The sequence below is a fragment of the Streptomyces sp. BYX5S genome, assembly GCF_054724165.1.
On the sequence record NZ_CM138829.1, the window covers coordinates 194490 to 217086 of the forward strand.

The window sequence follows — 22597 nt, forward strand, 5'->3', positions numbered from 1 at the left end:
AGTCACCGTACGTGACGGCCGTGTGGCGGGTCAGAGTAGGCAGACGCGGCCACGCTGAGTGACGTGAACCAGGAAATCGCCGAACTCCGCGCTCCCGCCCGTCACTTCAGCGTCCAGCTGTCACCCACGCCACGCGCGGCCCGCCTCGCGCGCCTCCTCGCGGTCGAACAACTCCGCACGTGGGGGCTGGCGTACGTGCTCGACGACGCCGCGCACATCGTCGCCGAACTCGCCGCGAACGCCGTCACCCACGGCCGCCTGCCCGGCCGCGACTTCCGGCTCGTCCTGTACGTCGCCGGGGACGCGCTGCGCATCGAGGTCTCCGACGCCCGGGGCGACCGCCTGCCCCAACCGGTGCCCGGGGTGGGCGAGTCGGGCCGTGGCCTGCTGCTCGTGTCCGCGGTCGCCGACCGGTGGGGCGTCGAGACCGGGCCCGCGCCCCGCAAGACGGTCTGGGCCGAACTGGACCTCGTACGGTCACCGGGGCACGGGAACCCGTACTCCGGTGGCGGGGACGACAAACGATGAGGAACAAACGCGAGGGGCAAAGAAACCAACCCAAGCCCACCCTCCTCCCGCGCCACTCGGACGGGTGAAGAACATCAACTCGGCTTGCGCATATGCCCGTTCGTCCCTCTACGCTCACGCCCAACACCACAACCGCAGACATACGACGGCCCCCGCCGGGACGGCAATCCCGAGGCGAGGGCCTGACCACCAAGGAAGTAGCGCCTTCCCGATGGATACCCAGAACCCTAGCGCGGGCACGCACGTCCCGGGCGGCATCGTCCACGACAACCGCCGTCATCACACACGTTTCACGGTCATCGGCAACCACCTCGCCCAGCACCGCGAACTCTCCGGTCTCGCGATCGGCCTCGGCGTCCACATCCAGTCGCTCCCGGCGGGCTCCCGCGTGGACATCAGAACCCTCGCCGCCCGCTTCCCCGAGGGCACCGTCCGGATCTCCGCCGCCCTGCGCGAACTGGAGCGGCACGGATACCTGCGGCGCGAGCGCCTGCGCACGCCGGACGGCCGGGTGCGCACCCGCACGGTCTCGTGCAACCAGCCGGGCGCCGCCCAGGACCCGCCCGCACCGCCGAGGCCCGTGACCGCGAAGAAGAAGCCGCGCCCCCTGGCCGTCCCCCACCCAGTGAACCCGCGCCCCCACCTCGTCCAGTCCGCCACCGACCTCCTCGCCGCCCTCCACCGCACCGACGCCCGTCTCGTCCTCCCCGCCCGCGACATCGACCGCCTCGCGCCCGGCGTCGCCGCCTGGCTGGAACGCGGCCTCGCCCCCGGCGCCGTACGGCACGCCCTGGTCAGGGGCCTGCCCGACGACCGCCCTGTCCACAGCCCGGCCGCCCTCCTCGCCCACCGCCTGACGGCCGGTCTCCCGCCGTGGCCCGCACCCGCCCCGACGCCGACCGCACCCCCTCCCGTACGCCACCCCCTGCGCAACTGCGACACCTGCGACCACGCCTATCGCGGCCCACTGCCGAACCGCTGCCCCGGCTGCACGGCCCGCGAGCCGGCCACGGCTCCGGCGGACGGTGACCGGTTCCTCTGAAAGGAGCTGATCGGTATGGCCGCCGTTCGTCGCACCACTTCAGCGGCGCCCCGCCCGATACTCTGGGCGAGGCACTTTCTGGAGGACTCGATGAGCACACCTGCCCCGGCGGAGACGAGCTGATCCCGCGTCCCGAGAAGACGCCGGACGCCCTGCGCGCGGCGCTGGCCGCCGTCGCGCCCGCCCGGCTCGCCGAGATGCAGGAGCAGAAGGACGAGGCGTTCGCGAAGGCCGTCGAGTGGCACTCGCTGAGCCCCGTGCGGAGCTGGGTGCTGACGTGGGCCAGGGACATCGAGATCGCGCGGCGACCCGACCTGGCAGCCCGCTACGACCATGCGCGGCAGCACTTGGAGGACGAGGACCCTCGTGCCGCGCGTGAGGCACTGCGTGAGCTGAGCGCGCTTCTTGACGAGGCTTTGCAGGCGGTCCGCGAGTGACCTCTGTGAAACTCCTGTGCACCTTGCGGAGATGTCCGGTATTCGTCGTAACCGGCTTCATGTGAGGAAGTAAAGGACCCGGTTTCGTTGCGGTGTGGCTTCACCTCTTGACGGTGCATGTCCGGACGAGTTGGCTTTCGAGCCACCTCGGTCGCACCGTCGCGGCCACGTCAGGGAGGTATCCGCACATGAACACGCGTATGCGTTGCGCCGCCACGGCCGGCGCCGCATCCGTCCTCTTGGTCTCGCTCACGGCCTGCGGTGGTGTGCTGCCGGGCGACGACGGCGAGCCCAGCGCGTCCGCCACCAAGGGCGACGAGGTCACCATCGGGCTGCTGCTCCCGGAGAAGGAGACCGTTCGCTACGAGAAGTTCGACCACCCCATGTTCGAACGTCAGGTGGCGAAGCTGACGGACGGCAAGGGGGAGGTGGTCTACGCCAACGCGCGGCAGGACGCGAACCTCCAGCGCAAGCAGATGCGGGAGATGATCGCGTCGAAGCTCGACACGATCGTCGTCGACGCCGTGGACGCCGCTGACATCGCCCCCGAGGTGCGCAGCGCCAAGGACGCGGGCATCCACGTCATCGCCTACGACCGGCTCGCCCAGGGCCCGGTGGACGCCTACGTCGGCTTCGACAACGGACTCGTCGGCCAGACCCAGGGCAAGGCGCTGATCACCGCGCTCGGCGGCGCCAAGGCCACCAAGCAGGACAAGGTCGTGATGATCAACGGCTCGCCCACCGACCCCAACGCCGCCGAGTTCAAGTCCAGCGCCCGCGTCGAGCTGAACAACTCGGTGACCGTCGCGAAGTCGTACGACACCGCGGGCTGGAAGCCGTCCAACGCCAAGGCCAACATGACCCAGGCCATCAACGCCCTCGGCGCCGACAACATCGCGGGCGTCTACGTCGCCAACGACGGCATGGCCGGCGGCGTCATCGAGGCGCTGGAGGAGGTCGGCGTCACCAAGCTGCCGCCCATCACCGGCCAGGACGCCGAACTCGCCGCCGTGCAGCGGATCCTGACCGGCGAGCAGTACATGAGCGTCTACAAGCCGTACCCGGACGAGGCGCAGACCGCCGCCGAGATGGCCGTACGGGTCTCGCAGGGGCGGGACATCGAGTTCGAGGCGCTCGCGATGGACCGCACCGACAGCCCCACCGACAAGCAGATCAGGACGGCGAGCGTCAGCGTCGTCGCGCTCACCAAGGACAACATCAAGAGCACCGTCGTCAAGGACAAGATCTTCAAGGTGTCGGAGATCTGCACGCCGAAGTACGAGGAGGCCTGTGCGGCGGCCGGGCTGAAGTAGGGCCCGACGCAGGCCACCGCCGTCGGCGTCGGCGTCAGTCCGGGTCCTCCAGGAGGCCCGACTGGCCGATCAGATAGCCCAGTTGCGCCCTGCTGTCGCTGCCCAGCGTCGCCGCCAGCTTCGCGATGTGCACGCGGACCGTCCGGATGTTCATGCCCAGGCGCTCCGCGATCACCGCGTCGGTGTGGCCCTCGATGAGCAGCCGGGCGATCGTGCGCTGGCGCGTCGTGACGCCGTCCGAGGTCAGCTCCTCGACCGCCGCCTGCGGGAACATCGGCGTGGCCAGCTGCCACAACCGCTCGAACGTGGTGGCCAGATAGCTGATCAGCGCCGGGTGCCGCACCTCCAGCGCCACCGTGCGATCGGGGTTCGCGGGGATGAACGCCACCGTGCGGTCGAGCATGATGAGCCGCTCGGTCACCTCGTCCAGCGTGCGGACCTGGACGTCGCCGACGAGCTGTTCGTAGTGCGCGGTCACGGCGGGCGCGTGCCGGGCGGTGTGCTGGTAGAGCGTGCGCATCCGGCCGCCGCCCGTGAGGAGTTGCTGCTCGCGCGGGAGCGCCGCGGCCAGCCCCCGCGGGGGACGGCGGCCGCCGGGCTGGATGGTGAGCAGCTCCTGGGAGGCCTCGCCCGCGGCCTCGTCGATGGCCTCGTTGATCCGCTGGAAACCCATCAGGACCCGGAACATGGGCGTACTGGGTATCGAGGCGCGCTGCGTTTCGAGGGCGATCAGCGGCGCGAACCGGTCCGCGAGCCGTGAACTGCGCCGCCGCTGCCGGGCGATCTCCTCCTCGTAACCGTCGAGCAGCCGGGGCAGTGCCACCGCCGGGGCCACCGGCCGCAGCGTCGTCGCGTCGTCGTCGGCCGGGACGAGGAGGCCGAACCGGAGCAGACACGGCGCCGGTTCGGCGTCGCGCTGCTCGACGCGGCCCTCGCGCAGCGCCCGCGCGTACAGCTCCTCGCCCTCCCGGCACAGCTCCTCCGCGCCGTGCGCGTGCGGCTCCGGCGGAACGCCGGGCGCGGGGCCCGCCGACTGCGCGACGGGCGCGGGGCCCGCCGCCACCTGCTGTCGGACGTGCGGTTCGGGCGGCGTCACGAATCCTGCTCCAGCATCCCGGACTGCGCGATGAGGTAGCCGAGCTGGGCCCGGCTGCCGCTGCCGAGGGCGGCGGCGATCTTGGCTATGTGGGCGCGGCAGGTGCGCACGTTCATGCCGAGCCGACGGGCGATCGCCTCGTCGACGTGTCCTTCGATGAGCAGTTTCGCGATGGAGCGCTGAACACCGGTGATTCCTTCGGGAGTCGACTCGTACGGGACGTCTTCCTGCAAGGGGGTGGCGCGGTGCCACATGTGGTCGAAGACGTTGATCAGGTACTGCACGAGACCTGGGTGACGCAGCTCAAGGGCCACACTGTCACCGGCCTCGGCAGGGATGAAGGCTACGTCGTGATCACAGATGATGAGCCGCTCGATGAGTTCCTCGAGTGTCCTGATCTCTACCCTGGCCCCCGCCATCTTGTCCATGTACGCGAAGGTGTTCTGGCTGTATCGCACCGTGTGCTGGTACAGCGTGCGCATCGAGATGCCGCGCTCGATGAGGGGCCGGCTGCGCTCCAGCGCCTCGCTCAGCAGATGCTCGCTGCGCCCCCCTCCGGGCTGCACGGTCAGCACTTCGGTGCGGGTCTCGGCGATCGCCTTGTCGAGCGCCGCCTTGATCCGGCCGCCGCCTTCCAGCACGGTGATGGCGTGGGTCGTGGCCGGCATCTGGGCGCTGATGGCCATGAACGGCTGGAAAGCGGCGGTGAGCTCACCGGACAGCTCCCGCCGTTCGTGGATCTCCCGCTCTATCGGCTGGAGGCGCTGGGCGAGTACGACCGAAGGGGGAACCGGGCGCAGCCAGTCCGCGTCGTCCGGATCCGGGTGCAGAAGCGCGAATTCCAGCAGGCAGGGAGCTGACTTGATCTCGGCGCGGGCGACGCGGCCCGCGCTCAGCGCACTGGCGTAAAGACGCTCTCCTTCCGGGCACAGCTCAGTGACCGGATGAGGATGTGTCGCTTTTGGGCTGCTCGTTGGCAAATCTCCACCCCCCAGGGTCCTGAACGTGCAGGAACATGATGCATCGCTCCTGTGGTTTCCACGTGCCCGAATGAGTCATCGTCTGTGGTGCGGGGGAGAAGAAGCCATCAAGTAAGGACGAAGCCGACATGAGTAAGAGAATGCTTCGCTCAGTGCTCGGCGCGGCGGTCGCGACTGGCGCGCTGGCGCTGGCGCTCGGCACCGCCGGCGCCGTCACCAACGACGATGTCGCCTGGGGATCCGCTCAGGTCGGCACGCAGAGCGTCACGACCGTGTCCGGTGCCGACGACGTCGCCTGGGGAGTCGCTCCCGTGACCGGAGGCGGCGGCGAATGATCACCCCGCCCGACGACCGGTCATTACGTCGGGAGATGGCGATCGCCTACCGCTCCGGCTGGCACACCATCGACCTCGTGACCGCGATTCCGAACTCCGGTGACTCCCTCATGGTCACCCTCTTCGGAGAGCCCGTCATCGTGGTCCGCGAAGGCGACGACATCCGGGCGTACCGGTGTCTGCGCCGGCCGCGCGGCGCCCCACAGCCGGTGCGTACGGTCGTCCGCTACGGAATGATCTTCGTGAACCTCGACCAGAGGGACCATCAGCTGGTCGGCGAGGCAGGACCCGAGCCCTCGCAGTCCCACCCGATCCACCCCCGCACCACAGCCACCCCCCGCAGTGCCTGACGCGATGCCCCCGTCGTTGTAATCGCGCAGGCGCTTCCCCCCTGCAGCGGCGTCACCGTGTACCTGACACGGTGGCGCCGCTGCGGCGTTTCCGGCCTCTCAGGCCGGATCCTCCTCCGGCACGTTGGCCGTCGCCCGGGTCACCGCGATCTCGATGACCACCCGGTCCGGGTTGGGCCGCGGCGTCCGCGAGTAGCGCTCGGCGTACCGGCGCTCGGCGTCCGCGACGCGCTCCGGGTCCGTGTGCACCGTCGCCGTCCCCTCCAGCGTGGCCCAGCGCCGCCCGTCGACCTGGCACACCGCGGCGAGCCCCGAGCCCGCCAGGACGTGGGCCGCCTTGCGGGTGGCCTTGCCGGTGATGACGCGGGCGACCCGCGCCTCGGGGTCGTAGGTCACGCCGACCGGGACCACGTGCGGCGTGCCGTTGGCGCGCAGCGTCGTCAGCGTGCACAGGTGGCGTTCCCGCCAGAAGGTGAGGAACGCGGATCCGGGGGCGTCGAGGTCGATGCGCTTGGCCATGGACGGGAACTTATCCCAGAGGTCGCGGGGTGCGTTCCCCGCGCCGCCTTGAGTGGAATAGACTCAACTTTGTGCACGTTGGACGAGTCAGAGTGACTTTCGCCAGTACATGGAGGAGAACAGGCACGTGGACGCCGAGCTGACGAACCGGAGCCGCGACGCGATCAACGCGGCCAGCAGCCGAGCCGTGTCCGGGGGGCACCCGGATCTGACCCCGGCGCACCTGCTTCTGGCCCTGCTGGAGGGCCAGGACAACGAGAACATCACCGACCTGCTCGCCGCGGTCGACGCCGACCAGGCACAGGTTCGCGCCGACGCCGAGCGGGTACTCGCCTCGCTGCCCAGCGTGACGGGCTCCACCGTCGCGCCGCCGCAGCCCAACCGCGAGCTGCTCGCCGTCATCGCCGACGCCTCCGAGCGGGCCAAGGACCTCGGCGACGAGTACCTCTCCACGGAGCACCTGCTCATCGGCATCGCGGACAAGGGCGGCGCGGCCGGCGACGTGCTGACACGGAACGGGGCCGGCGCGAAGAAGCTGGTCGACGCATTCACCAAGAGCAGGGGAGGGCGCCGGGTGACCACACCCGACCCCGAAGGGTCGTACAAGGCACTGGAGAAGTTCGGTACGGACTTCACCGCCGCCGCGCGCGAGGGCAAGCTCGACCCGGTCATCGGCCGCGACCAGGAGATCCGCCGGGTCGTCCAGGTGCTGTCCCGCCGCACCAAGAACAACCCGGTGCTCATCGGCGAGCCCGGCGTCGGCAAGACCGCCGTCGTCGAGGGCCTCGCCCAGCGCATCGTGAAGGGCGACGTACCCGAGTCCCTCAAGGACAAGCGGCTCGTCTCGCTCGACCTCGGCGCGATGGTCGCGGGCGCCAAGTACCGCGGCGAGTTCGAGGAGCGCCTCAAGACCGTCCTCTCCGAGATCAAGGAGAGCGACGGCCAGATCATCACCTTCATCGACGAGCTGCACACGGTCGTCGGCGCGGGCGCCGGCGGCGACTCCGCCATGGACGCGGGCAACATGCTCAAGCCGATGCTGGCCCGCGGTGAACTGCGCATGGTCGGCGCGACCACGCTCGACGAGTACCGTGAGCGCATCGAGAAGGACCCCGCGCTGGAGCGCCGCTTCCAGCAGGTCCTGGTCGCCGAGCCGTCCGTCGAGGACTCCATCGCGATCCTGCGCGGCCTGAAGGGCCGCTACGAGGCGCACCACAAGGTGCAGATCAACGACAGCGCCCTCGTCGCCGCCTCCACCCTCTCCGACCGCTACATCACCTCCCGCTTCCTCCCCGACAAGGCCATCGACCTCGTCGACGAGGCGGCGTCCCGCCTCCGCATGGAGATCGACTCCTCCCCCGTCGAGATCGACGAACTCCAGCGCTCGGTCGACCGGTTGAAGATGGAGGAGATGGCCCTCGCCAAGGAGACCGACCCGGCCTCCCGCGACCGCCTGGAGCGACTGCGCCGCGACCTCGCCGACAAGGAGGAGGAGCTGCGCGGCCTCACCGCCCGCTGGGAGAAGGAGAAGCAGTCCCTCAACCGCGTCGGTGAGCTGAAGGAGAAGCTCGACGAACTGCGCGGCCAGGCCGAACGCGCGCAGCGCGACGGCGACTTCGACACCGCGAGCAAGCTCCTCTACGGCGAGATCCCCACCCTGGAAAGGGACTTGGAGGAAGCCTCCGAGGCGGAGGAGGAAGCCTCCAAGGACACGATGGTCAAGGAGGAGGTCGGCCCCGACGACATCGCCGACGTCGTCGCCTCCTGGACCGGCATCCCGGCAGGCCGCCTCCTGGAAGGCGAGACGCAAAAACTCCTCCGCATGGAAGAGGAACTCGGCAAGCGCCTCATCGGCCAGACCGAAGCGGTCCGCGCCGTCTCCGACGCCGTGCGCCGCACCCGCGCGGGCATCGCCGACCCCGACCGCCCCACGGGCTCCTTCCTCTTCCTGGGCCCCACGGGCGTGGGCAAGACGGAACTGGCCAAGGCCCTCGCGGACTTCCTCTTCGACGACGAGCGGGCCATGATCCGCATCGACATGTCGGAGTACAGCGAGAAGCACAGCGTCGCCCGCCTGGTCGGCGCGCCCCCCGGCTACGTCGGCTACGAGGAGGGCGGCCAGCTCACGGAGGCCGTCCGCCGCCGCCCGTACTCCGTCGTCCTCCTGGACGAGGTGGAGAAGGCCCACCCCGAGGTCTTCGACATCCTCCTCCAGGTCCTCGACGACGGCCGCCTCACCGACGGCCAGGGCCGCACGGTCGACTTCCGCAACACGATCCTGGTCCTGACGTCCAACCTGGGCAGCCAGTACCTGGTCGAGCCGACGACCTCGGCGGAGGAGAAGAAGCAACAGGTCCTGGAGGTCGTCCGCGCGTCCTTCAAGCCCGAGTTCCTCAACCGCCTCGACGACCTGGTGGTCTTCTCGGCCCTCGACAAGGACGAGCTGAAGCGCATCGCCAAGCTCCAGCTCGGCGGCCTCGCCAAGCGCCTCGCCGACCGCCGCCTCACCCTGGACGTCTCCGACGACGCCCTGGCCTGGCTCGCCGACGAGGGCAACGACCCGGCCTACGGCGCCCGCCCCCTGCGCCGCCTCATCCAGACCTCCATCGGCGACCGCCTCGCCAAGGAAATCCTCTCCGGCGAGATCAAGGACGGCGACACCGTCCGCGTCGACGCCTTCGGCGAGGGTCTGCTGGTGGGTCCGGCGACGGGGAAGACGCTGTGAGCCGAGCCTGACGGCCGCCTCACTGGGCCCGCGCCCCACAGAAAAGGGCGCGGGCTTGCCCTTGGGGGGCCCCGGTGGGAGAGGATGGCGGCATCCGTACGAAGGGACCAAGCAAGTGAGCATCGACCCGTCCTCGATTCCCAACTTCGGGGGACAGCCCGAGCCGCAGCAGGGGGCGGGACCGGCCGGTCCCGTCATTCCGGACCAGGAGCTGGTCAAGCAGCTGCTGGAGCAGATGGAGCTCAAGTACGTCACCGACGAGGAGGGTGACCTCGCGGCGCCGTGGGAGGAGTTCCGTACGTACTTCATGTTCCGCGGCGAGGGGGACCAGCAGGTCTTCTCGGTGCGGACGTTCTACGACCGGCCGCACGGCATCGAGATCAAGCCGCAGCTGCTGGAGTCGATCGACGACTGGAACCGCCGCACCCTGTGGCCGAAGGTCTACAGCCACACCCACGACGACGGCACCGTCCGCCTCATCGGCGAGGCGCAGATGCTGATCGGCACCGGGGTCTCGCTGGAGCACTTCGTGTCGTCGACGGTCTCCTGGGTGCGCGCCGCGATCGAGTTCGACCGGTGGCTCGTGGAGCAGCTCGGCCTGGAGGCCGACGTCGACTCCGCCGAGAAGCCGGAGGACGGCGACTCCGAGTGAGTACGCGTCACAGGAGCGTGCGGGCGTAGCCGACCAGGTACGTCCCGTACGCCGCCGAGAGCCCGGCCGACCCGCGTCGGCCGGGCTCTCGGCGTAGGCCGGTACGGCTACCGCGTGCGCACCTTGGCCAGCCGCGCCGCCGCCTCGCTCAGCACGTCGTCCCGCTTGCAGAACGCGAACCGTACGAAGGGCGCTCCCGCGGCACGGTCGTCGTAGAACACGGCGTTGGGGACGGCGACGACGCCGCAGCGCTCGGGCAGCGCGCGGCAGAACGCGAAGCCGTCGTCGAAGCCGAGGGGGCGGATGTCGGTGGTGATGAAGTAGGTGCCCTGGGGGCGGAAGACGGTGAAGCCCGCGTCCTCAAGGCCGGTGGCGAGCAGGTCGCGCTTGGTGGTCATGGCGGCGCGGAAGTCGTCGAAGTAGGTGTCGGGGAGCGCGAGGGCCTCCGCGACGGCGTACTGGAACGGACCGGCGGACACGTACGTGAGGAACTGCTTCGCCGAGCGGACGGCCGTGACGAGCTCCGGGGTGGCCGTGACCCAGCCGACCTTCCACCCGGTGAACGAGAACGTCTTGCCCGCCGAGCCGATGGTGACCGTGCGCCCGCGCATGCCGGGGAGCGTGGCGAGCGGGACGTGCTCGGCGTCGTCGTACGTGAGGTGCTCGTAGACCTCGTCGGTGACGACGAGGAGGTCGCGTTCGACGGCGAGTTCGGCGATGGCGGCCAGCTCGGCGCGGGTGAGGACGGTGCCGGTGGGGTTGTGCGGGGTGTTGATGAGCAGCAGGCGGGTGCGGGGCGTGACCGCGTCGCGCAGCTCGTCGAGGTCGAGCCGGAAGGAGCCCTCGTGCGGCCTGAGCGTCACCGGGACCCGGGTGCCGCCCGCGAGGGCGATGCTCGCGGCGTACGAGTCGTAGTACGGCTCCAGGGCGATCACCTCGTCGCCGGGCTCGACGAGGGCGAGGAGGGAGGCGGCGATGGCCTCGGTCGCGCCCGCCGTGACCAGGACCTCGCGGTCGGGGTCGAGGGTCATGCCGTAGCGGCGCGCCTGGTGGTCCGCGACCGCGGTGCGCAGTTCGGGGACGCCGGGGCCGGGCGGGTACTGGTTGCCGCGGCCGTCGCGCAGTGCCCGGACCGCCGCTTCCCGGATCTGCTCGGGGCCGTCGGTGTCGGGAAAGCCCTGGCCGAGGTTGATGGCGCCGGTCCGGACGGCGAGCGCGGACATCTCGGCGAAGATCGTCGTCCCGAACTCGGCGAGGCGGCGGTTGAGCAGGGGGCGGGGACTGTTCGGGGTGGCGGTCATGGCGGCCATCCTGCGCCGAACCTCTGGATTAGCTCAACTCTGCTTTGACGCGCTCCTGGCAGGGGCATCCCCCTGTCACGCCCGCACGGGGCGGCCCCGCGGGGGACACGGGGGACAAGAGAGGAGGACCGGTGATGGGGACATTCGTCATCGTGGTCTTCGTGGTACTGGTCGTGGCCATCGTGCTCGGAACGGCCAGGGCGGGCGGCAGCGGCCGCGCGTCGAGCACTTCGCTCAAGAAGAAGAAGCGGCGCGGCGGCGACAGCTGGTGGGCCGGTGGTACCGCGAGCGGCACCGCGGGTGGCAGTGGCTATTCCTGTTCCTCCGGTGACTCCGGCGGCGGGCATCACGGCCACTCGTGCGGCGGCGGCTCATCCTGCGGTGGAGGCGGCTCGTCGTGCGGCGGCGGTGGTGGTGGGTGCGGCGGCGGAAGCTGACGACGCGTCCGGTGTGTGCGGCCCGCGCGGAGACGACTGACACGGGGCAGTCGGTCCGCGTGGGCCGCACGTTTGTCCGGGTGTGCCCCCGGAGGTTGTGCGCCGGGCGCGAAAGGTGGCTGTGGAAGTTGAACAGTTGAGCTGAGCTGCCCTCGGGGGGATGGAAACCCTCCGAAGTTGGGTAAAAACGCTGTGGCGGTGCATCCGCCCATGATTCCCTTTATCCGTCAACACCGCCCTCGTCCTACGCAGTTGTCGCGTACGAGTGGGCACGAGCCGGCCCCTTCGCCTCAGCCGGCCCCACCTCCCTTTGCGTGCTAGCGGAGCCGACCCATGCTCACGACCCTGAACACCGCCTACACCGACACCAGTGCGTCCGATCTGGCCTGGGCACTGGGCCGCGAGCCGCTGCCCGCCCTCGCCACACTCGACCTCGAAATCGACGACGCCAGCCTTCAACTGAGACTGCTCGGCGCCTCCCACCAGGTACTTCTCGAGGAGGAGCGGGGCAGCTGCTCGGAGACCGTGGCGTGCATCCCCGGCAGCAGCACCCCGCTGCCGCTGGGTGTCGCCAAGCGACTGGGCGACTGGGAGTACGAATTCGCGGCCCGCGTCGAACATCTGACGTCCGGCCAGTTCGCGGGACGGGCGCAGGAACTGCTCGCACTCGTGGCCGACCATCCGAACGGGCTGGTGGGCGTCTTCCCCGGCAGCCCGTACGCCTTCACCGCGATGCTCGCGCAGCGGCACGAGGGCCAGGTGCACTGGCGCACCTGGCACGCGTATCCGCAGGACGGCCAGCTCGTCGCCACCCGGACCCGGGTGGGGGCGCGGGTGCCGGTGCCCGTGGGGCTCTGACCGGGAGCCGTGGCCGCTACGGCGGCGAGTATGCGTGCGGTACGCCGGTTCCACACGTGTGGGTGACTGGACGGAGTCAAACGGTGACGTAGCGTTCCAGGCGTGATCGAACCGCACCCGTCCGCGCCACCCGGAGGCCCCGAGGCCCCGGTGCCCTGGGGCGGCCCGATCCGGACCCCGCTGCCGGTGCGGCCGGGCGTCGCCCGCTTCCTCGTCCTGGTCGGCGTCTTCGTCTGCGCGGCCTGCGGGCTCGTCTACGAGCTCGAACTGGTCGCGCTCGCCTCGTACCTGATGGGCGACTCGGTCACCCAGGCCTCCGTCGTGCTCTCCGTGATGGTCTTCGCCATGGGCCTCGGCTCGCTCGCCGCCAAGCGGCTGCGGCCGCGGGCCGCGGTCGGCTTCGGGCTGATCGAGTCGCTGCTCGCGCTCGTCGGCGGGTGCAGCGCCATGGCGCTGTACGCGGTGTTCGCGTGGACCGGGGACTGGGGCGGCGCCTGGGCCGACGGGCCGCGCTGGCTGCTCGTCGCGTTCTCGCTGGCCATCGGGGTGCTCATCGGTGCGGAAGTGCCGCTGCTCATGGTGCTGATCCAGCGGATCCGGCGGCAGGACGCGGGCGGCGCGGTCGCCGACCTGTTCGCGGCGGACTACGTGGGCGCGCTCGTGGGCGGCCTCGCCTTCCCCTTCCTGCTGCTGCCCCTGCTGGGCCAGCTGACGGGGGCGCTGCTGACGGGGGCGGTCAACGCGGTGGCGGGGGCGTTCCTCGTGCTCGGTCTGTTCCGGCGGGACCTGAGCCGGCGCGCCCGCTGGCTGCTGATCGCCGCCAACGTCACGGTGCTCGGCGTGCTCGCCACGTCGTGGGTGCTCGTCGACGACTTCGAGCGGGCGGCGCGGCACGCGCTGTTCGGGTCGGACGTGCGGGTCGCGGTGCGGACCGACATGCAGGAGGTCGTGCTCACCGGCGACGGCCGGCGGTCCACGTCCCTGTACGTGGACGGGCAGCTGCGGGCGGACGGCCGCGAGCGGGGCCTCGACCACCAGCGGTTCGTCGCGCCGGCGCTGCGGGGCGGGCCGCGGGAGCGGGTGCTCGTCCTCGGCGGCGGGGACGGTCTCGCGGCGCGGGAGGCGCTGCGGCACCGGGGCGTGCGGAGCGTGGACGTCGTCGACCCGGACCCCGGGGTGGTGCGGCTCGCGCGCCACGATCCGGGGCTGAGCAGGCTGAACGGGCGGGCGTTGTGGGATCCGCGGGTGCGGGTGGAGACGGGGGACGTGTTCGGCTGGCTGCGCGAGGCGCCGCGCTCGGTGCCGTACGACGTGGTGGTGTGCGATCTGCCCGACCCCGGCAGCACGGCGAGCACGAAGCTGTACTCGCAGGAGTTCTACGGGTTGGTGGGGCGGGTGCTCGCCGAGCGGGGCCGGGTCGTGGTGCGGGTCGGCGGAGGCGCGGCGCCGCTCGGCACGGCGGCGGTGACCGTGCGGTCCGCGGGGCTGCGGGAGGTGGCGTACCGCGGCGCGGCGGACGTCGGCTACGTCCTGGCGGGCCACACCGCGCCGACCACCCCCCACGGCACGACCCCCCTCCCCCCACCCCGGAACACACCCCCCTCCACCCTGACCCACCCCCGCTACACCGACTGACCCCCCATCAAGCCCCTCCGGCGATTGAGGAGCGGGGTCCGGGGCAGAGCCCCGGGGGTGAGGAACGGGTGCCGATACGGAAATCGGCGAGGCGAAGGGGGGACACGTGAGCGACGGGGTCGCTAGGCTCGGCGACATGGAGCATGAGGTGTTCGTTCCGGTTCCGGCGGAGTCCCTGCGGGCGGTGCTCTGCGACCCCCAACGCGTGGACCGCGCCCTGCCCGGCTACCAACGCGACGCCTCCGGCACCGCCGGCGGCCGCCTGAAGGTACGGATCAGCGGCCACACCATCACGTACCGCGGCAGCGTCACCGTGACGCAGACCCCCGACGGCGCCTTCACCGTGACGGGCGTCGGCGCGGAGGCCCGCGGCACCGGAAGCGTGAAGTTCACCCTGACCGCGCGTGTCGCCGCCGCGGCCGGCGGCTCCGCGGTCGCCTTCTCCGGCACGGGCTCCGGCGACGGCCGCGTGACGGAACTGCCGCTGGAAGCGGTGGAAGCGGCGGTCCACCGCCTGCTGAACCGTTTCGCGGAGAACCTGGGCGCGACGGGCCAGGAGCCGGGCTCGGACCCGGACGAGAACGAGAACGTTTTCGAGGACCCGGACGAGTCCACGGACACGCCCACGGACGAGGTCGAACCCCCCTCCGAGGACACCGTCGACGGCACCGGCGACAGCCCGGTCGCCGGCCCCGATCACTCCTCCGTGTTCGACACCGAGATCCCGCCCCCGTCCCTCGACCCCGACGCCGACCTCGCGGCGGCGGAGGGCCACGAGACCGACCTCCCGGCGGAGCCCGCCGCCGCGCACGCCCGCCGCACGATGATCGGCCGCAGCGCGGAAGAGGTCGACCACGCCCCGCCGCGCGGCCGCTACGCCCCCGTACCGGCCCCCGAGGGCGCCACCACCAGCGCCACCCTGCGCTGGGCGGCCCCCGCGGCGGCCTTCGCCCTCGCCTCGGCCATCGTCGTCGGAAGGGCCCTCCGCAGGCGCCGGTAGCAGTCCGCCGCATAGGCTCAGTCCCCGTGACGACACAGGAAACGACGCTGACCGCGGGTGACGCGGAAGTGACCGTGGCGCCGGGCAACGGCTGCCGCATCAGCAGTCTGAAGATCTCCGGCACCGAGTTGCTGCGCCAGGGCGAGAAGTACGGCTGCTTCCCGATGGTCCCGTGGTGCGGCCGCATCAGGGACGGGCAGTTCCGGGACGGCGGCAAGGTGCACCAGATGCCGCTGAACTCCCCGCCGCACGCCATCCACGGCTTCGCCCGGAACGCCGAGTGGACCACCGCCCGCGAGACCGCCACCGAGGCCGTCTTCACGTACGACCTCACCGACCCCTGGCCGTACAGCGGCCGCGTCACGCAGCTCGTCAGCCTCACCGAGGACGCGCTGACGCTCTCCCTCGGCATCGAGACGTACGGCGACTCGTTCCCCGCGCAGGCCGGCTGGCACCCCTGGTTCAACCGGACGATCACCGACGGCGGCAGCAGTGTGCAGATCGCCTTCGACCCGGCCTGGCAGGAGGAGCGCGGCGCCGACCACCTGCCCACCGGCAAGCGCATCGAGCCCACCCCCGGCCCCTGGGACGACTGCTTCGGCATGGCGGACGGCGGCGTCGACGTCACGCTGAACTGGCCGGGCGCCCTCCAGCTCCGGGTGACCAGCCCCGAGAGTTGGGTCGTCGTCTACGACGAGCAGGACGCGGCCGTCTGCGTGGAGCCGCAGACCGGCCCGCCGAACGGCCTGAACACCGCGCCGCGCCTGGTCACCCCGGTCGAGCCGCTGGAGGCCCGCACCACCTGGACGTGGCACCACCTGTAAAACCGGCCTCTTCGCCCGGCCCTTAAGCTCATAGGCATGACGACGAACGACGTGCGCGACGCGCTGCTGACGCAGATCAAGAACAAGGCCGTGGTGCACGGCAAGGTGACGCTCTCCTCCGGCATCGAGGCCGACTACTACGTCGACCTGCGCCGTGTCACCCTCGACGGCGAGGCCGCGCCGCTGGTCGGGCAGGTGCTGCTGGACCTGACGAAGGACCTGGAGTTCGACGCGGTCGGCGGCCTCACCATGGGCGCCGACCCGGTCGCGGGCGCGATGCTGCACGCGTCGGCCGCCCGCGGCGAGCGCCTCGACGCGTTCGTCGTCCGCAAGGCCGCCAAGGCGCACGGCATGCAGCGCCGGGTCGAGGGCCCCGACATCAAGGGCCGCCGCGTGCTCGTCGTCGAGGACACGTCGACCACCGGCGGCTCCCCGCTGGAGGCCGTGCAGGCGGTGCGGGAGGCGGGGGCCGAGGTCGTCGCCGTGGCGACCATCGTGGACCGGGCGACCGGCGCCGCGGAGAAGATCACCGAGGGCGCCGGGGTCCCGTACCTCTTCGCGTTCTCGAAGGACGAGCTCGGCCTCGACTGAGCCCCGGATCCGGACCGGACCCGGACCCGTACCGGTCCCGGACCCTGGTCCCGTATTTCGGGACCATCGCCGGACTGGAGCATCCGCACAAGTCTGGAAAGATGGGGTCGACGATGATGTCACCCCTTGACGCTTGGTGAGGGTCACCGAGAACGACAACCCGAGCCCCGCAACCCGCGCGCTTTACGAGGAGACGGCAGATGGCCATCGCAACCCCGGACCAGTACAACGAGATGCTCGACCGGGCCAAGGCGGGGAAGTTCGCCTACCCGGCCATCAACGTCTCGTCGACGCAGACGCTGAACGCGGCGCTGCAGGGCTTCGCCGAGGCCGAGTCCGACGGCATCATCCAGATCTCCACCGGTGGCGCCGAGTACCTGTCGGGCCAGGGCGTGAAGGACATGGTCGTCGGCGCCGAGGCGCTCGCCGAGTTCGCGCACGTCGCGGCGGCCCGCTACGGCAACAAGATCGCGCTGCACACCGACCACTGCCCCAAGGGCAAGCTGGACGGCTACGTCCGCCCGCTGCTCGCGATCTCGCAGAAGCGCGTCGAGGCCGGCGGCCTGCCGCTCTTCCAGTCCCACATGTGGGACGGCTCGGCCGAGACGCTGACGGACAACCTGGAGATCGCCCAGGAGCTGCTCGCCAAGGCCAAGGCCGCGAACATCATCCTCGAGATCGAGATCACGCCGACCGGTGGCGAGGAGGACGGCGTCTCGCACGAGATCAACGACAACCTCTACACCACGGTCGACGACGCGCTGCGCACCGCCGAGGCCCTCGGCCTGGGCGAGAAGGGCCGCTACCTGCTGGCCGCCTCGTTCGGCAACGTGCACGGCGTGTACAAGCCGGGCAACGTCGTGCTCCGCCCCGACCTGCTCAAGGAGCTGAACGAGGGCGTCGCCGCGAAGTACGGCCAGCCGGCCGGCTCGAAGCCGTTCGACTTCGTCTTCCACGGCGGCTCGGGCTCCACGGTCGAGGAGATCACGACCGCGCTGGAGAACGGCGTCGTGAAGATGAACCTCGACACCGACACCCAGTACGCCTTCACGCGCCCGATCGCTGGCCACATGTTCGAGAACTACGACGGCGTCCTGAAGGTCGACGGCGAGGTCGGCAACAAGAAGACGTACGACCCGCGCGTGTGGGGCAAGAAGGCCGAGGCGAGCATGACCGCCCGCATCGTCCAGGCCTGCGAGAACCTGCGTTCGACGGGTACGCGCATCAAGTAGGGCGTGACGTGGGCACGGGCCCGGTTCCCTTCGAGGGGCCGGGCCCGCGGCATGTCGCGTCGGTCGCCGGGGCACTCGACAGGTCACCGGCCGGGCGCGGCACACTTGACCCCATGAACCTTCACGAGAACCTCCTCGGCGGCCCGCCCCCGACCGAGCTCCCGGACGACCCGGAGCCGCGCGAGCTGCTCGCGACCGGCACGGCCCCCGCGGACGTCGCCGCGAAGTACCCCACCTCCTCGCTCGCCTGGGCGCAGCTCGCCGACGACGCCTTCGAGCGGGGCAGCGTCGTCGAGTCGTACGCCTACGCCCGCACCGGCTACCACCGCGGCCTCGACTCGCTGCGCCGGGCCGGCTGGAAGGGCCACGGCCCGGTGCCGTGGGAGCACGAGCCCAACCGCGGCTTCCTGCGCGCCCTGCACGCCCTCGCGCGGGCCGCGGGCGCCATCGGCGAGCAGGAGGAGTACGAGCGCTGCACGCAGTTCCTCAAGGACTCCTCGGAGACCGCCGCACAGACGCTGACCTGAGCGTTCTCCGCTCTGCAAGGCCCGCCCGGTCCATTGTGACCAGGCGGGCCCACCCGTCTCCCACCACCGCCCTTCCAAGGAAGCGCTACGCGCCTTTCTTTCGGGTTGCCGTTTGCGGGGACGATTGCGGAGGATGCACGTGGGGACCGGGGCCCCGTGTCGGTAACGGCAGGGCGGACCGCTACCCGGAGTACAAAACAGGAGACAGCGATGTCCCACGACGCGGATCACGAGGCGGGGCGCGACACAGAGGCGCCCGCCACCCCGCATCTCGACTTCGCGGGCACCACGCCCTACGAGGACTACGTCCAGGCCGACGTCCTCACCCACCTCCAGCACCTCCGCTCGGACGACCCCGGCGAGATGGTCTTCCTGGTCACGACCCAGGTCATGGAGCTGTGGTTCACGGTCATCGTGCACGAGTGGGAGACGGCGGCGCGCGCCCTCGGCACGGACGACGTGCCGACGGCGGTGGCGGCGCTGAAACGGTCCGTCAGGGAGCTGGACGCGCTCAACGCCTCGTGGCGGCCGCTCGGCCAGCTCACCCCGGCGCAGTTCAACTCGTACCGGTCCGCGCTCGGCGAGGGCTCCGGCTTCCAGTCGGCGATGTACCGGCGCATGGAGTTCCTGCTCGGCGACAAGTCGGCCTCGATGCTGGTGCCGCACCGCGGCGCCCCGCGCGTGCACGCGGAGCTGGAGAAGGCGCTGCACGAGCCGAGCCTGTACGACGAGGTGCTGCGGCTGCTCGCCCGGCGCGGGCATCCGGTGCCGCGCGCCGTCCTCGACCGTGACGTGTCGAAGAAGTACGAGCCGTCGGCGGAGGTCGAGGCGGTGTGGACGCGCCTGTACGCGGGCGACGAGAACGACGAACTCGCGCGTCTGGGCGAGGCGTTGACCGATGTCGCCGAGCTGGTGTGGCGCTGGCGCAACGACCACCTGGTGGCCACGCGGCGCGCCATGGGCGCGAAGGCGGGCACGGGCGGCTCCGCCGGGGTGGCGTGGCTGGAGAAGCGGGCGCAGAAGAACGTGTTCCCCGAGCTGTGGACGGCGAGGTCCCATGTCTGATCTGTACGAGCGGGCCAAGGAACTGGACGCCGCCGACCAACTCGCTTCTGTGCGGGGCGACTTCGTCCTCGGCGACGATGTCGTCTACCTCGACGGGAACTCGCTGGGCGCGCTGCCCGCGAACGTGCCGGGGCGGGTCGAGGACGTCGTGCGGCGGCAGTGGGGCGAGCTGCGGATCCGGTCGTGGACCGAGTCGGGCTGGTGGACGGCGCCCGAGCGGATCGGGGACCTGATCGCCCCGCTGGTGGGCGCGGCCGACGGCCAGGTGGTGGTCGGCGACTCCACAAGCGTCAACGTCTTCAAGGCACTCGTGGGCGCGGTGCGGCTCGCGGGGGAGGGCCGGGACGAGATCCTGGTCGACGCGGCGACGTTCCCGACGGACGGGTACATCGCCGCGTCCGCGGCCCGGATGACGGGCTGTTCGGTGCGGGCGGTGGAGCCGGGTGAGGTGCGGGACGCGCTGTCGTCGCGTACGGCGGCGGTGTTGCTGAACCACGTCGACTACCGCACCGGGCGGCTGCACGACCTCCCGGGGCTGACGGCGGCGGTGCGGGCGGCCGGGGCGGTCTCGGTGTGGGACCTGTGCCACAGCGCGGGCGCGCTGCCGGTCGGGCTCGACGAGCACGGGGTCGACCTGGCGGTCGGCTGCACGTACAAGTTCCTGAACGGGGGGCCGGGTTCGCCGGCGTACCTGTACGTGCGGCGCGTGCACCAGGCGGCGTTCGACTCGCCGCTGCCGGGCTGGAACTCGCATGCCGAGCCGTTCGGGATGCGGTCCGAGTACGAGGCGGCGGACGGGGTCGTGCGGGGGCGGGTCGGGACGCCGGACATCCTGTCGATGCTGGCGCTGGAGGCGGCGCTGGAGGTGTGGTCGCGCCCGGAGGTCTCGCTCGACGCGGTGCGCGCGAAGTCCCTCGCGCTCACGGACTTCTTCCTGGAGTGCGTCGAGGCGTACGTTCCCGGGGGGCGGGTGGAGGTGGTGACGCCCGTCGCCCATGGGGAGCGGGGGAGTCAGGTGGCGTTGCGGTGCGGGGAGGCGGGGGAGGTGATGCGGAGGTTGATCGCGGCGGGGGTCGTCGGGGACTTCCGGGCCCCCGACATCCTCCGGTTCGGCTTCACGCCGCTGTACGTGTCCTTCGCGGATGCGGAACGGGCGGCGACCACCCTGGCCCACCAACTCCCCTGACCCCCCCGCACGGGGCTCCGCCCCGGCCCCCGCTGCTCAATCGCCGCAGGGGCTCCAAAAGCAAAGGCCTGCTCAATCGCCGCAGGGGCTTGGGGTGCCCACCCCAAGCCTCACGCGGCTCTAAGAGGCTCGACAGGCGAGCCATTCAAGCCCCTCCGGCGATTGAGGAGCGGGGTCCGGGGCGGAGCCCCGGGGGTGGCCGGGCACATCCAGCCCCTCCGGCGTTTGAGGAGCGGGGTCCGGGGCGGAGCCCCGGGGGTTACGTGGTGTAGGCGCCCGATTGGGCGGCGGCCAGGGTGGCCCGGACCGCTCGGGCCGCGTCGGCCTCCGTGGGAGCCGCCCCGGTCGTCAGGAGGCGGTAGTACAGCGGAGCGGAAACCGCACGGATCACCTCCGCCGCATCCGTGCCGACCGGCAACTCCCCCCGGGACACCGCCCCCTCCACGCACGGCGCCCACTCCCCCACCCGCACCGCGTAGAACCGCGCAAGCGCCCCCGCCGCCCGCTCGTCGCACGCCGCCGCCGCGATCACCGCCCGGAACAACGGCCCCTGCCGCGCGTCCGCCAACGTCCGCCGCACCAGGGCCGCGTTGGCCGTGAGGTCGTCGCGCAGGCTGCCCGTGTCGGTGCGGGGCAGGGACTCCTGGGCCATCTGGTCGAGGAGGTCGGCGACGAGCCCGGAGGGCGAACCCCACCGCCGGTACACCGTCGTCTTGCCGACGTCCGCCCGCCGCGCGACATCCGCGAGGTCGAGCCGGTCGAAGCCGTGCTCGGCGAGAACGTCCCCCGCCGCGTCGAGCACGGCGGCCCGCACCCGGGCGGTCCGCCCGCCGGGCCGCAGCGTGCCGGGCTCGGGAGTGTCGGTGGTCGGGGCGCCGGTCGCGTCACTGGTCACACCCCCAGCGTAACGGAACAGGCGAACCGTTTGCCCGGTCACTGTGCGTGTTGACGCACGTCATCGGCCTGGTAGCGTCCGTTTACCCGAAATCGCAAGTTCCGCACGACGTCGAGAGGTTGGAGCATGCCAGACCCCGACACGTCCGGCGCCGCCCGCGAGGAGGCGGAGGAGGCGTCGGCCTTCTCGCATCCTGCCGTGGCCCCGGACGTCAGCGCCGCGTACGGCGATCACCCTGATCAGGTCGTCGACTTCTACGCCCCGAGGGACGGCTCGAAGGCGGCCCCGCTGGTCGTGGTCCTGCACGGCGGCGCGTGGCGGGCGCCGTACGACAGGGAGCACCTGAGCCCGTTCTGCGACTTCCTGGCGCGGCGCGGGTTCGCCGTCGCCAACGTCGAGTACCGGCGCGGCAGCCCGGTGCCCCACCAGGGCGCCGAGGGCCCGGTCGCGGGCCGCTGGCCGGAGACCCTCGACGACGTCGCGAACGCCCTGGACGCCCTGCCCGAACTCGCGGCGGAGCACCTCCCGTCCGCCGACGCGCGCCGCACCATCGTGACGGGCCACTCCGCGGGCGGCCAGCTCGCGCTGTGGGCGGCCGCCCGGCACGTGCTGCCGGAGGGCGCGCCGTGGCGCACCCCGGACTCGGCGGCGCTGCGCGGCGTGGTCGCCCTCGCCCCCATCGCGGACTTCCGGCTCGCCGAGGAGCTCGGCGTGTGCGGCGGCGCGTGCGGCCAGTTCCTCGGCGGCGTCCAGGAGTTGTTCGACGAGCGGCGGCCGTACGCCGACCCCGCGGAACTGCTGCCGACCGGCGTCGCGACGACCCTGGTGCAGGGGCGTTCGGACACCACCGTCCCGTTCGCCGTGGCCGAGGCGTACGCCGACGCGGCGGCGAAGGCGGGCGAGGTCGTGGGCGTCACGTTCCTGGAGGACGTCGGCCACTTCCCGCTGATCGACCCGGCGGCGGACGCCTGCGCGGTGGTCGCGGAGGAGATCGCGCAACTGGCCTGGTGAGCGGCGCCGCACCGGCGTGTAGTACTTGCGACGGACGGCCGCGAACCCTCCTCCGTAC

At 71.6% G+C, this 22597-nt stretch carries 24 protein-coding genes; 19 read left to right on the forward strand and 5 right to left on the reverse strand.

The features are described 5' to 3' along the window. The first annotated feature begins 63 nt into the window (after positions 1-63). The 4 genes from ACYBSK_RS00900 to ACYBSK_RS00915 all read left to right on the forward strand — a co-directional run bounded on the left by ACYBSK_RS00900 (position 64) and on the right by ACYBSK_RS00915 (position 3320). Positions 64-528, forward strand: a complete 465-nt coding sequence (locus ACYBSK_RS00900; RefSeq protein ID WP_460244846.1) for an ATP-binding protein — start codon at positions 64-66, stop codon at positions 526-528. Positions 529-739: 211 nt separating this feature from the next. Beyond that, positions 740-1570, forward strand: a complete 831-nt coding sequence (locus ACYBSK_RS00905; protein ID WP_460244847.1) for a helix-turn-helix domain-containing protein — start codon at positions 740-742, stop codon at positions 1568-1570. A gap of 197 nt (positions 1571-1767) precedes the next feature. Beyond that, complete coding sequence (locus ACYBSK_RS00910; protein ID WP_460244848.1) at positions 1768-2007, forward strand: hypothetical protein; 240 nt, start codon at positions 1768-1770, stop codon at positions 2005-2007. 188 nt (positions 2008-2195) lie between these two features. Continuing rightward, entirely contained in the window at positions 2196-3320 is a 1125-nt protein-coding gene (locus ACYBSK_RS00915; protein ID WP_460244849.1) for a sugar ABC transporter substrate-binding protein, read from the forward strand. A gap of 34 nt (positions 3321-3354) precedes the next feature. Here ACYBSK_RS00915 and ACYBSK_RS00920 read toward each other — a convergent pair whose 3' ends face one another. Both ACYBSK_RS00920 and ACYBSK_RS00925 read right to left on the reverse strand, forming a co-directional pair. Then, entirely contained in the window at positions 3355-4296 is a 942-nt protein-coding gene (locus ACYBSK_RS00920) for a helix-turn-helix transcriptional regulator (protein ID WP_457481620.1), read from the reverse strand. A 116-nt stretch (positions 4297-4412) separates the two neighbouring features. After that, positions 4413-5396 carry a helix-turn-helix transcriptional regulator gene (locus tag ACYBSK_RS00925; RefSeq protein WP_457474882.1) on the reverse strand — a complete coding sequence of 328 codons (984 nt, stop codon included), beginning with the start codon at positions 5394-5396 and terminating at the stop codon, positions 4413-4415. A gap of 128 nt (positions 5397-5524) precedes the next feature. Here ACYBSK_RS00925 and ACYBSK_RS00930 point away from each other — a divergent pair, with 128 nt between their 5' ends. Both ACYBSK_RS00930 and ACYBSK_RS00935 read left to right on the forward strand, forming a co-directional pair. After that, positions 5525-5731 carry a hypothetical protein gene (locus tag ACYBSK_RS00930; RefSeq protein ID WP_457474883.1) on the forward strand — a complete coding sequence of 69 codons (207 nt, stop codon included), beginning with the start codon at positions 5525-5527 and terminating at the stop codon, positions 5729-5731. Further along, positions 5728-6081, forward strand: a complete 354-nt coding sequence (locus ACYBSK_RS00935; protein ID WP_457474884.1) for a hypothetical protein — start codon at positions 5728-5730, stop codon at positions 6079-6081. The genes ACYBSK_RS00930 and ACYBSK_RS00935 overlap by 4 nt, the downstream gene beginning before the upstream one ends. 99 nt (positions 6082-6180) lie before the next feature. On the opposite strand, the gene ACYBSK_RS00940 is transcribed toward ACYBSK_RS00935, so the two are convergent. Then, positions 6181-6600, reverse strand: coding sequence for a pyridoxamine 5'-phosphate oxidase family protein (locus ACYBSK_RS00940; RefSeq protein WP_460244850.1), 420 nt, complete (start codon positions 6598-6600; stop codon positions 6181-6183). Positions 6601-6727: 127 nt separating this feature from the next. On the opposite strand from ACYBSK_RS00940, the gene clpB reads away from it, so the two are divergent. Then, positions 6728-9325 (forward strand): ATP-dependent chaperone ClpB, encoded by a 2598-nt coding sequence (clpB, locus tag ACYBSK_RS00945; protein ID WP_460246935.1) that lies wholly within the window; start codon positions 6728-6730, stop codon positions 9323-9325. 115 nt (positions 9326-9440) lie between these two features. Next, positions 9441-9977, forward strand: a complete 537-nt coding sequence (locus tag ACYBSK_RS00950) for a YbjN domain-containing protein (RefSeq protein WP_457474887.1) — start codon at positions 9441-9443, stop codon at positions 9975-9977. A 107-nt stretch (positions 9978-10084) separates the two neighbouring features. Here the strand turns inward: ACYBSK_RS00950 and ACYBSK_RS00955 are convergent, their stop codons facing one another. Next, positions 10085-11278: a pyridoxal phosphate-dependent aminotransferase gene (locus ACYBSK_RS00955; RefSeq protein WP_460244851.1), complete on the reverse strand. Its 1194-nt coding sequence runs from the start codon at positions 11276-11278 to the stop codon at positions 10085-10087. Between the two features lie 134 nt (positions 11279-11412). Between ACYBSK_RS00955 and ACYBSK_RS00960 the strand changes: the two genes are divergently transcribed. The 10 genes from ACYBSK_RS00960 to kynU all read left to right on the forward strand — a co-directional run bounded on the left by ACYBSK_RS00960 (position 11413) and on the right by kynU (position 20633). Continuing rightward, on the forward strand, positions 11413-11715 hold the full coding sequence (locus tag ACYBSK_RS00960; RefSeq protein WP_457474889.1) for a hypothetical protein: 303 nt from the start codon (positions 11413-11415) through the stop codon (positions 11713-11715). Between the two features lie 333 nt (positions 11716-12048). After that, positions 12049-12573, forward strand: coding sequence for a DUF2617 family protein (locus ACYBSK_RS00965; protein WP_457474890.1), 525 nt, complete (start codon positions 12049-12051; stop codon positions 12571-12573). Positions 12574-12675: 102 nt separating this feature from the next. Next, a complete protein-coding gene (locus ACYBSK_RS00970) occupies positions 12676-14208 on the forward strand; it encodes a polyamine aminopropyltransferase (RefSeq protein WP_460244852.1) in 1533 nt (510 codons plus the stop codon). A gap of 136 nt (positions 14209-14344) precedes the next feature. After that, a complete protein-coding gene (locus ACYBSK_RS00975; RefSeq protein WP_460244853.1) occupies positions 14345-15208 on the forward strand; it encodes an SRPBCC family protein in 864 nt (287 codons plus the stop codon). A 26-nt stretch (positions 15209-15234) separates the two neighbouring features. Continuing rightward, a complete protein-coding gene (locus ACYBSK_RS00980; protein ID WP_460244854.1) occupies positions 15235-16032 on the forward strand; it encodes an aldose epimerase family protein in 798 nt (265 codons plus the stop codon). Between the two features lie 36 nt (positions 16033-16068). Further along, entirely contained in the window at positions 16069-16623 is a 555-nt protein-coding gene (gene pyrE, locus ACYBSK_RS00985; protein WP_457474894.1) for an orotate phosphoribosyltransferase, read from the forward strand. Positions 16624-16823: 200 nt separating this feature from the next. Next, positions 16824-17855 (forward strand): class II fructose-bisphosphate aldolase, encoded by a 1032-nt coding sequence (gene fbaA / locus ACYBSK_RS00990; RefSeq protein ID WP_450816193.1) that lies wholly within the window; start codon positions 16824-16826, stop codon positions 17853-17855. A 113-nt stretch (positions 17856-17968) separates the two neighbouring features. Next, a complete protein-coding gene (locus ACYBSK_RS00995; RefSeq protein ID WP_457474895.1) occupies positions 17969-18382 on the forward strand; it encodes a DUF3151 domain-containing protein in 414 nt (137 codons plus the stop codon). Between the two features lie 210 nt (positions 18383-18592). Continuing rightward, a complete protein-coding gene (locus ACYBSK_RS01000) occupies positions 18593-19447 on the forward strand; it encodes a tryptophan 2,3-dioxygenase family protein (RefSeq protein WP_460244855.1) in 855 nt (284 codons plus the stop codon). Continuing rightward, complete coding sequence (kynU, locus tag ACYBSK_RS01005; RefSeq protein WP_460244856.1) at positions 19440-20633, forward strand: kynureninase; 1194 nt, start codon at positions 19440-19442, stop codon at positions 20631-20633. Before ACYBSK_RS01000 ends, kynU begins: the two co-directional genes overlap by 8 nt. Before the next feature lie 259 nt (positions 20634-20892). On the opposite strand, the gene ACYBSK_RS01010 is transcribed toward kynU, so the two are convergent. After that, positions 20893-21528: a TetR/AcrR family transcriptional regulator gene (locus tag ACYBSK_RS01010; RefSeq protein ID WP_460244857.1), complete on the reverse strand. Its 636-nt coding sequence runs from the start codon at positions 21526-21528 to the stop codon at positions 20893-20895. 126 nt (positions 21529-21654) lie between these two features. Between ACYBSK_RS01010 and ACYBSK_RS01015 the strand changes: the two genes are divergently transcribed. Then, entirely contained in the window at positions 21655-22539 is an 885-nt protein-coding gene (locus tag ACYBSK_RS01015; RefSeq protein ID WP_460244858.1) for an alpha/beta hydrolase, read from the forward strand. The last annotated feature ends 58 nt before the right edge of the window (positions 22540-22597 follow it).